The 8993-nt window shown below is 52.9% G+C and carries 8 protein-coding genes; 2 read left to right on the top strand and 6 right to left on the bottom strand.

The window, feature by feature from the left end; genetic code table 11:
• Positions 1 to 525: ECF transporter S component (locus tag ACML7B_RS05630; RefSeq protein WP_418539707.1), on the bottom strand; the 525-nt coding region annotated here is incomplete at its 3' end.
• Between the two features lie 163 nt (positions 526 to 688).
• On the opposite strand from ACML7B_RS05630, the gene coaBC reads away from it, so the two are divergent.
• Positions 689 to 1885, top strand: coding sequence for a bifunctional phosphopantothenoylcysteine decarboxylase/phosphopantothenate--cysteine ligase CoaBC (coaBC, locus tag ACML7B_RS05625; RefSeq protein WP_418539706.1), 1197 nt, complete (start codon positions 689 to 691; stop codon positions 1883 to 1885).
• Positions 1886 to 1928: 43 nt separating this feature from the next.
• On the opposite strand, the gene ACML7B_RS05620 is transcribed toward coaBC, so the two are convergent.
• The 5 genes from ACML7B_RS05620 to ACML7B_RS05600 are packed head-to-tail and all read right to left on the bottom strand — an operon-like array spanning position 1929 to position 7605.
• Positions 1929 to 3302, bottom strand: a complete 1374-nt coding sequence (locus ACML7B_RS05620) for a DUF6612 family protein (RefSeq protein ID WP_418539705.1) — start codon at positions 3300 to 3302, stop codon at positions 1929 to 1931.
• 27 nt (positions 3303 to 3329) lie between these two features.
• A complete protein-coding gene (locus tag ACML7B_RS05615) occupies positions 3330 to 4055 on the bottom strand; it encodes a hypothetical protein (protein WP_106790096.1) in 726 nt (241 codons plus the stop codon).
• A gap of 37 nt (positions 4056 to 4092) precedes the next feature.
• The gene (locus ACML7B_RS05610; protein ID WP_418539702.1) at positions 4093 to 6453 is read right to left on the bottom strand and encodes a transglutaminase domain-containing protein; all 2361 of its coding nucleotides are present in this window, start codon (positions 6451 to 6453) and stop codon (positions 4093 to 4095) included.
• A gap of 58 nt (positions 6454 to 6511) precedes the next feature.
• Complete coding sequence (locus ACML7B_RS05605) at positions 6512 to 7099, bottom strand: hypothetical protein (RefSeq protein ID WP_418539701.1); 588 nt, start codon at positions 7097 to 7099, stop codon at positions 6512 to 6514.
• Between the two features lie 2 nt (positions 7100 to 7101).
• A complete protein-coding gene (locus ACML7B_RS05600; protein WP_418539699.1) occupies positions 7102 to 7605 on the bottom strand; it encodes an RNA polymerase sigma factor in 504 nt (167 codons plus the stop codon).
• Between the two features lie 263 nt (positions 7606 to 7868).
• Here ACML7B_RS05600 and ACML7B_RS05595 point away from each other — a divergent pair.
• A partial coding sequence (locus ACML7B_RS05595) for an aminotransferase class I/II-fold pyridoxal phosphate-dependent enzyme (protein ID WP_418539697.1) occupies positions 7869 to 8993 on the top strand: 1125 nt, incomplete at its 3' end.

The following is an 8993-nucleotide window of genomic DNA, read 5'->3' as shown; positions in this document are numbered from 1 at the left end:
CATGATCAGGCCCCACACAGCCGTAACACCCACTTCTCTTGCCTGAGCATACTGCTGGGCAAATAAGAAATAAATGCTTCCCATCACTGTCACGGTATTGACCATGGATCCCACGAATCCAGTAAGCAAAAGGCTGATGTTCTGGTTCACCTTCAGCCGCTCCAGAAGCTTCCACAGCCATCCCGACGCAAGTCCGATCAGCACTCTGCAGCCCACAGAGATCCAGATGGCCTTCAGCGCCCCGGGGATCCCGGTGGTGCTCATAAAGGGCGAGAACGCAAAGGACAGAAGGGTGGGCGCCATGGTATTGCTCACCAGAGAACAAATGCCAAACACCCCTCCCAGGATCGCCCCTGCCGACGGACCCAGAAGGATCGCTCCGAGAATGACCGGAATGTGTACAGTTGTCGCCTTAATGACCGGCAGCTGGATCATGCCAAGCGGTGTGTTCGCCAGCACGATGACGATGGCTGCCATAAGTGCAACACTGACCATCCAACGTGTGTCGTGTTTCTTCGTCTTCATTATTCAATTCCTCCTTGTTATCATTCCTGCCTTTCGCAGGATACAATACAATTCCGGGAACATTATAGCACCCCTTGATTCCCCTTGCAAGATAAGGATAAACAGGTTATAGTGGAATTTAGAGATCACAAGAAATCTGTTTTCAGGAAAGGAAGCATACTCTATGTTAAAAGATAAAACCATTCTTCTTGGAGTGACCGGCGGGATCGCCGCCTACAAAAGCGCCGCCCTTGCCAGCATGCTTATAAAAGCAGGAGCGGATGTCCGGGTGATCATGACGGAGCACGCCGTGAACTTTATCAACCCCATCACCTTCGAGACCCTTACCGGGCACAAATGTATCACCGATACCTTTGACCGGAATTTTGAATTCCAGGTGCAGCACATTTCCCTGGCCCAGGCGGCGGACGCCATCCTGGTGGCTCCGGCTACCGCCAATGTGATCGCCAAGCTGGCCCACGGCATTGCGGACGACATGCTGACCACCACCATCCTGGCCAGCGAAGCACCCAAGATCGTAGCGCCGGCAATGAATACCAAAATGTACGAGAACCCCATCACCCAGGACAATCTTGCCACACTGGAGAGATACGGCTTTACCATCGCCGCTCCCGCCAGCGGGCGGCTGGCCTGCGGGGATGTAGGCGCCGGTAAGATGCCCGAACCGGAAGTTCTCTTCCAGTATCTGAATATGGCCTGCGGCCACGCAAAAGACATGATTGGCAAAAAGGTCCTTATTACCGCCGGCCCCACCCGGGAATCCATCGATCCCGTGCGCTACATCACCAATCACTCCTCCGGCAAGATGGGGTACAGCCTGGCCAGAGCCTGCAGCATGCGGGGCGCTGACGTCACCCTGGTCACCGGACCCACCTCCCTGGAGGCGCCTTTGTTCACCCAGGTAATCCCCGTCACCACCGCCCGGGAGATGTTTGAGGCCGTCACCTCCAGAAGCCAGAAGGCGGATCTCATCATCAAGGCGGCCGCTGTGGCCGATTACCGGCCCAGGGAAGTGTCCGACGAAAAAGTGAAAAAATCCGACCAGGATCTGTCCATCGCCATGGAGCGCACCGACGATATCCTTGGATATCTTGGCGAGCACAAAAAAGACGGCCAGTTCTTATGCGGTTTTTCTATGGAAACTGAACATCTGCTGGAGAACTCCAGGAAGAAATTAGAGAAAAAACATCTGGATATGATCATCGCCAACAACCTGAAAGTCCCGGGCGCCGGCTTCGAGACCGACACCAATGTAGTGACGCTGATCACAAAAGACCAGGAGACCAGCCTTCCCATTATGTCCAAAGAAGAACTGGCCTTCGTGATCCTGGATCATATATTGGGGACGTGGTATTTTTAAAAATACCACGTCCCAGATTGAAAATACCCTGTCCCTTTTTGAATTAATTATGGCATGACAGCGTCAGAAACATGGCGTTGCCTTCTTCTGCATCGAAATCTACCTGGCAGCGGTCTGTATAGCTGCCGTTTTTGTCATACCAGGTATACATGTGAAAATTCTCGTCTTCATACTGGTCTGTGGGCTCTCCGTAGACTTCCAGCACTTTCTCCTTTGAATCTCCTGCTTTGATCCCGCCGGGGAACACAACATCAACACTTCCCCCGTCACTGTAGGCGTCTGTCCCTATGCTTCCCACCTTACACTTGGTAACCTCACAGGCTTCCCCGGAATCGTTGAACAGTTCTACGGTCAGGTATTCCTGATCGCTGGTCACCAGGCTCGTATATTTACTTTCTCCCGGATTCACGATGAAATCTTTTGGTGTAATGCTTTCATCCAGAACGAAGCCAAGCCCTTCCAGCTCAGAGTAATCGAATGGCAGGCTTAAGACCTTCCCGTTGATCTGGACTGTATAGCTATCCCAGTTGTCTCCCAGTCCGGCCGCCGCTTTTGTATCGCTCTTCTTCTCAGGCTGCTCCTTTTCCTTATCATCGCCTTCTGCTTTTGCAGGCTCTCCCACTGCATTCAGGACCTGATCCGGCACACGGATCTTTTCTACCTTATCATACTCACTGTAGGTGATCTCCACCGAGCCTTCCGCCTCAGCAGAATCCCCAAAGGACGCATACGTCTCCTGCATAATATCATCCATATCTATGGAAATCTTTGCCGGGAGGATAGTGTCTCTGTAGATCAGGATCGTGCAGGGAAGACTGGCTCCTTCTATCTGATCCTCTGTGGGAAGGTCGGTCTTGCCGTCATTGGCCGCCATCAGTTCTTCCCCCATCAGCTCCTCCAGAAGTTCGCCTTCCACATTCCCCTTCAGTTCAAAGCACTCCTGCCCGTTCACCTCGGCAAGATCCTCTGACAGTTTGAAGGAATCCGCAGATTCTGCCAGCTTCTCATAGGTGCCTGTATTCATCACATCCTCTGACATCTCCTGCGTGCTGCGGCTCCAGGCGCCGCTCATTCCGGAATAGGTCGCCAGCTCTCCGTCCTCTTCTACTGCGTAGAGCTCCACATCCGCCTGGTACTCTTCTCCGGACATCTGCATGGTCACCGGCCCGCTCATATGGGTGGCCCGGGGATCCGCAGTGGCCTTGAGACTTAACTCCATTCCGGTTCCCACCGTCTCTCCATTCAGTGAAACCGAGAAAGACATATTCATATCTCCGGATACGGATTCCACTTTTGCAAGGTTTTTCCCAACATCTTCCAACAGATTCTCCGGCGTTGCCTTTTTCCCGCACCCTGCTGCCGCCAGCGACAAAATCAGAACTATTGCAAACAGCACACTCAGCTTCTTTTCCTTCATTGTCTCTCCCTCCCGGTGTCTTTCGCTTTATTTTCCTTCTACGTATGAGTAAACCATTTCATCATTTTCATCCGGATAGGAAGACTCTACCACATAACCGGACACATCTTTCACCATGGCGAAGATCGCCTTGCCCTCTGTAAAGGTATCTCCCGCATAGAATTCATTGATCTCCGGCGCTTCTGAGATATCCCATACGCTGGACAGGCCGATGTAGGCTACGCCGTCCTTCTCAATACCGCCGCCGTCCGGATTCTCAATGCCAAAGTCCATATCTACCGAAGTGATCCCGTAATCTGCCTGTGGGAAATCTTCCGGGAAATATACTTCATAAGTCAGCATGCAGTACTCCAGATCGTCGTTATCCAGATTCTCCAGCTTCACAAAGCTGTCGGAAGCATTGTAAGCGTCCACCTCATCCTGCGCGCCTCTCACAATGTCCGTGATCCGGTAGTACACCGTGTGATACTGGCTGTCCTCTGCGGAATATCTCTTGGTTTCCACCCAATCGCCCAGCTTTGCCGGGGAGTCTATGGTGGTTTCTACCGGTTTGATATCTCCGGCAGGCGCCGCCTCCTGGGCGGTCTCCTCTTCTGCTTCTTCCGTCTCTTCCTCGACAGGCTCCGCTTCCTCTTCTTCCGTCGTCTCTTCTGCCGCAGGCTCCTGAGGCTCTTCTGCCTCCTGTCCGCCGCAGCCCCACAGCCACGCAGCCATCAGGCCTACACTCAGTAACAATACGATCCTCTTTTTCATAGTTTCTTCCTCCTTATATAAATTTATTTTTTTATTTTTATCGTCCTTCCAGGTAGATCACGCCCATCCAGTAATATCCTGACAGTTCGCTTCCCTCGAAATTCTCCACCACTTCCCTGGCGATCGTCTGAAATTCCTGATCATTCAGGTCATAGTCTGTGCGAAGCGCTGTACACTCCTCCGTCTTCAGGTCCCCGGCCAGGGAGGCAGCGATCTTATCCTTCTCAAAATACTTGTCCTCCAGCCGGTAGTATTCCTTCTCGTCTGTAGGAGCGCTGTAATCGCCAAGCTTTGTGTCCAGCACAAACCGATCGTCCTCCACCAGCACCTTCTGCGCCGCCCTGTCCGGCAGATTCATCAACGCGTTAAAGATCAGCTCGTTGTCGTTATTTGTAGAATCTACGATCTGCCATTCGCCGTCTACCTTCACTTTGTTCCAGGCATGAGGGAGGTCACCTTCCAGATTCCCTGTCACCACGATACATTCCAGACCCGCCGCTTCCGCCAGAAGCTTGAATGCCCCGGAATAGCTGGCGCACACGCCCAGGCCGTTCAGCAGGACTCCATAGGGGGTAAATGCGTCACAGAATTCTTCATCCACCGTCTGGAACTGGTTCTTTTCCGCATTCTCCAGGGCTTCCATGTCGTATTCCGCTGTATCGCAGAGATACTGATTGATAGCCAGTTCTTTCTCCAGCTCCGTCATATCCTCCCGGATGATCTTGTCCACCACCCGGTCTACTTCCGCCGCGATCTCTTTTTGCTTTTCTTCCATCACTTCCGGACTGGTATCATATTCCACCAGCATGGTCTTCCCGTCTGTGGAAATGGCCGCCCCCTGAACGCCCAGGATCATAGGGTTCTGATATACAGCTTCCATCCAGGCGTCGGAAAGATACTGCCGGTCTGCGCTCTCCGGGAAATCGCTCAGGTCGATCATAGCCGTCCCTGTCAGCATGCTGGCTGCCAGATATTCGCTTAACGCGCTGTTGGCCGTGATCTTATATTCAGTCTGGTAAACCTCTTCTGAAGCCCCGTCCGCTTCTTCCTGTTCTTCTTCCTCTTCTTCCTCGCCTTCTTCTTTCATCTCCAGATCCCTGGTCCCCGCACGGTTCCTGAGATCCTCCTGGCGCTCCTCAATGGCTTTCAGATCTTCCTTCCAGGTATCTCCGGAGAAATTCTGGACCTTCACCACCCCGGTAAATCCGGTGCCGTCAATGGTGTAGGGTACTTTGACGATGTCCACGTCTGTAAGCTTTAAGTCAGACATGTCTTCTTTCTCGTACTCCCCCCACTGCTCGGTAACCTTCTCTGCCTGATCAAAATGATAATTGATCAGCTTCTGTACCAAAGTCCCGTCGCACATGGTCACCCATTTGTAGGAAGGCATGTTACCAAACCCGTCGGCGTAATTGGAACCTTCCTTCTCCAGGCTCATGCCGGTCTCTTCCATATAGGGCACTCTTCTGGCGATCTCCTGCTCCGGGAAGGTATTGCTCACCGCAGAAGTCCCGGTATCCGACGCCGCGATCACACAGTAGTATGTCTCATAAGTCTCTTCCCTGTAAATGGGGTCTGTCCCCTCCCCGTACTGTTCAATGTTATAATCTTCCGCCCGCTCCGCTTCAGATACGGAAAATGTCCGCAAATGCGCCGCCGACTCCGGCTTCCAGCTGGTCTCATCAGTCTCTCCCAGCACCCAGCCTGCGCCTGTGTATCCCGACTCCGGATCGTAATTAAGCTCCATAATATAATAACGGTCCGCGTCCTTGATCTTCTGCCAGGAAAATACCGGAAGTCCGTCATCGTCCAGGGATACCGTCACCCGGGGCGCCTGGCTTACTTCACGCTTCACAGTCACCACCGTCACCCGGGGTTTTTGAAGCTTCTCTCCGGTTTCCCGGTCCACATACTCCGCCAGATAATACTGAGGCAGGTTGCCCCAGTCCTTAAGCTCCCCCTTGTCAAAAAGCTCCAGCGCTCCCGGTTCATTTCCCGGGACATCCGGATCCAGCTGGGAACTGCTGATCCCGCCGGCGCTCCACTTAGGCGGCGTGATCTCCATCACCTGGGATTCTTCATCCCACTCATAATGGGTTCCCACCCGCTGAGTCAGCTCCGGATCCTGATATACTGCCGCGATCTGAGTATACTCATCAAATCCCGCGTCCATGATATCGAATCCCATCTGCAGCTTCAGATGCTCGTCACGCCCGATATCCTGAATGGCTTCCTCATATTCGCAGGCCTCTTCGTCCGCATATTTCTCCCGCACGCTCTGGGCCAGCTTCTGTGCCGTGATCTTTTCTTCATCCCGCTGTTCTCCTGCCCCGCTCCCGCAGCCGGAAGCCAGAAGGGACAAGGCCAGGATCAGGGCTATCGTCCTTTTTCCTCCCATGTGCACGTCCTCCCTTTTTTCGGTTTCTACTAAGAATACCGCCCAGCTTGGCAAAAGGTTACAGACTGTTCCAGATTTTTTTCAATTCTTTCAGGAAATCCTTCTCTTCCATCTCTCCGGCTTCCGCATAGTAATAAGTTCCGTCATCCTCCCAGGCTGCGCACCAGAGTTCCTGCTCCTTATCATAACCAATGTGGACCTCCCGGCCGTCCACCCGGCTTGCCTCTCCCTGCCACAATTCTTCCGGGAGAAATGCCTCCGAGGGAACACTCCGAAACCAGATCCCGGCTTCCTCTCCCGACGTTCCGGTCACACCAAGATTAACCCCCAGGTCCCAGTTATCCTGGCTGGCTGTCATCTGGATCACATGAAGATCGCCGGCCTGCCGGCTTCCATAGATCAGATAACTTCCCAGGAATACCAGGCACACACAGGCTGCCGCTGCCAGGATCCCCGCCGTCTTTTTGCGGGATGTTCGCTTTCCACCGTTTTTTCGCATATTTTCCGGCTGTGGAGCGCCGGCTTCCTCCGCCATGGCCCGCTCCATTGCCTGCCGGGTCTTCTCCATCAGCGCCTCCGGCACGTGGATGGCATCTGCTTCTCTTCGATAAGAGCTTTCCCATTTATCTTCCCGCTGTCTTTCCATCCTCACCTCTCCCCTTCCAGCTGCTCCCGCAGCATGTCCCGCGCCCGGGACAGTCTGGTCTTCACCGCGCCTTCCGTAAGCTCCAGGATCTCTCCGATCTCCCGCACAGAATACTGTTCATAGTAGAAGAGATGGATCACATCCCGGTAACTCTCCGGCAGCCGTCCCACCGTCTCCCAGACACTCCCTTCTCCCAGGGGCATCTCATAGGACAATTCCGCCCGGTCCTCCCGGTCCATGGGAACTGTCCGTCTCCGATAGCTGCTGGCAAACTGCTTCTTACAACAATTGACGGTAACACGGATCAGCCAGTGCTTCAAATGCTCCTCCCCCTCGATGGTCTCCGCATACCGGACCAGCCGCAGGAATACATCCTGAAACACGTCTTCCGCATCACTTTGGTTCTTCATATGGAGCAGGGCGATCCGGTATACCATATCGCCATAGCGCTCCAGCGCCCGGACAGGATCCGGCGCTTTTCTCTCCGCCTCTTCCTCTCTCTTCATAAGTAATACCCCGCAGCCCTTGAAATAGTTACACCCATTGTACCATAAACTTTTCCCAAAATCATTTTTGCATTATTTTTAACAAAATATTTCATAATCAGAACATATTTTAAATATTCCGCCCTTATTTTTCTTGTTTTTTGCAGGAAGGCATTGACGATTCTTCAATTTGTGGTAAAATAGTGAAATGACGCCGGGCAAAATTTCTGTTCCCGGAATTGGTTATCATTGTAATAAGGAAAATTTTAGTGGAGGATGATAGCGTGACACCATACAGCGAATTGTCGAAAGAAGAATTATTAGAACTGAAAGCGGATCTGGAAGCAAAGTTTGAGGAAGAAAAGGGCAAGGGCCTGAAGCTGGATATGTCCAGAGGAAAGCCGTCCACAGAGCAGCTGAACCTGTCCATGGGCATGATGGACGTTCTTACCAGCGATTCCAATCTGGTCTGCGAGGAAGGAGTAGACTGCCGCAACTACGGAGTCCTGGACGGTATCCAGGAGGCCAAGCAGCTTCTGGCCGACATGATGGAGATTCCCAAGGACAACATCGTGATCTTCGGAAACTCCAGCTTAAATGTAATGTTTGATACGGTTTCCCGCTGTATGACCCACGGTGTGCTGGGAAGCACTCCCTGGTGCAAGCTGGACAAGGTAAAATTCTTATGTCCGGTTCCGGGATATGACCGTCACTTCTCGATCACCGAATATTTCGGCATCGAGATGATCCCGGTTCCCATGACCATGGAAGGCCCGGATATGGATGTGGTAGAAGAACTGGTCAACAATGATTCCGCTGTTAAGGGGATCTGGTGCGTACCCAAGTACTCCAACCCCCAGGGAATCACCTACTCTGACGAGACTGTACACCGCTTTGCCAAGCTGAAACCGGCTGCAGAGGATTTCCGAATCTTCTGGGACAACGCTTACGGCATCCACCATCTCTACGAGGATAAACAGGACTATCTCCTGGAGATCCTGATGGAATGCAAGAAGGAAGGGAACCCGGATATGGTCTACAAGTTCTCTTCTACTTCCAAGATCAGCTTCCCCGGCTCCGGTATCGCCGCCATTGGCGCTTCCGACGCCAACCTGGCTGAGATCCGCAAGCAGATGAAGATCCAGACCATCGGCCACGACAAAGTAAACCAGCTGCGCCACGCCCGGTTCTTCAAGGATATCCACGGCATGGTACAGCATATGAAGAAGCATGCGGACATTATGCGTCCCAAGTTCGACATTGTTCTGGAGACTCTGGAGAACGAGATCGGCGGCCTGGGCATCGGTTCCTGGATCGCTCCCAGAGGCGGCTACTTCATCTCTTTTGACTCCATGGACGGCTGTGCCAAGAAGATCGTAGCCAAAGCAAAGGAAGCCGGTCTTGTGATG

This window comes from Massilistercora timonensis (genome assembly GCF_048354975.1).
GTDB classification, from domain to species: domain Bacteria; phylum Bacillota; class Clostridia; order Lachnospirales; family Lachnospiraceae; genus Massilistercora; species Massilistercora timonensis.
The sequence above is the reverse complement of the archived record's forward strand: the minus strand, read 5'-3'. Positions and strand labels throughout refer to the sequence as shown.

Coding starts and splice junctions, on each gene's coding strand:
- coaBC (WP_418539706.1), top strand. CDS start 689: ATGTTAAAAGATAAAACCATTCTTCTTGGAGTGACCGGCGGGATCGCC.
- ACML7B_RS05620 (WP_418539705.1), bottom strand. CDS start 3,302: ATGAAGGAAAAGAAGCTGAGTGTGCTGTTTGCAATAGTTCTGATTTTG.
- ACML7B_RS05615 (WP_106790096.1), bottom strand. CDS start 4,055: ATGAAAAAGAGGATCGTATTGTTACTGAGTGTAGGCCTGATGGCTGCG.
- ACML7B_RS05610 (WP_418539702.1), bottom strand. CDS start 6,453: ATGGGAGGAAAAAGGACGATAGCCCTGATCCTGGCCTTGTCCCTTCTG.
- ACML7B_RS05605 (WP_418539701.1), bottom strand. CDS start 7,099: ATGGAAAGACAGCGGGAAGATAAATGGGAAAGCTCTTATCGAAGAGAA.
- ACML7B_RS05600 (WP_418539699.1), bottom strand. CDS start 7,605: ATGAAGAGAGAGGAAGAGGCGGAGAGAAAAGCGCCGGATCCTGTCCGG.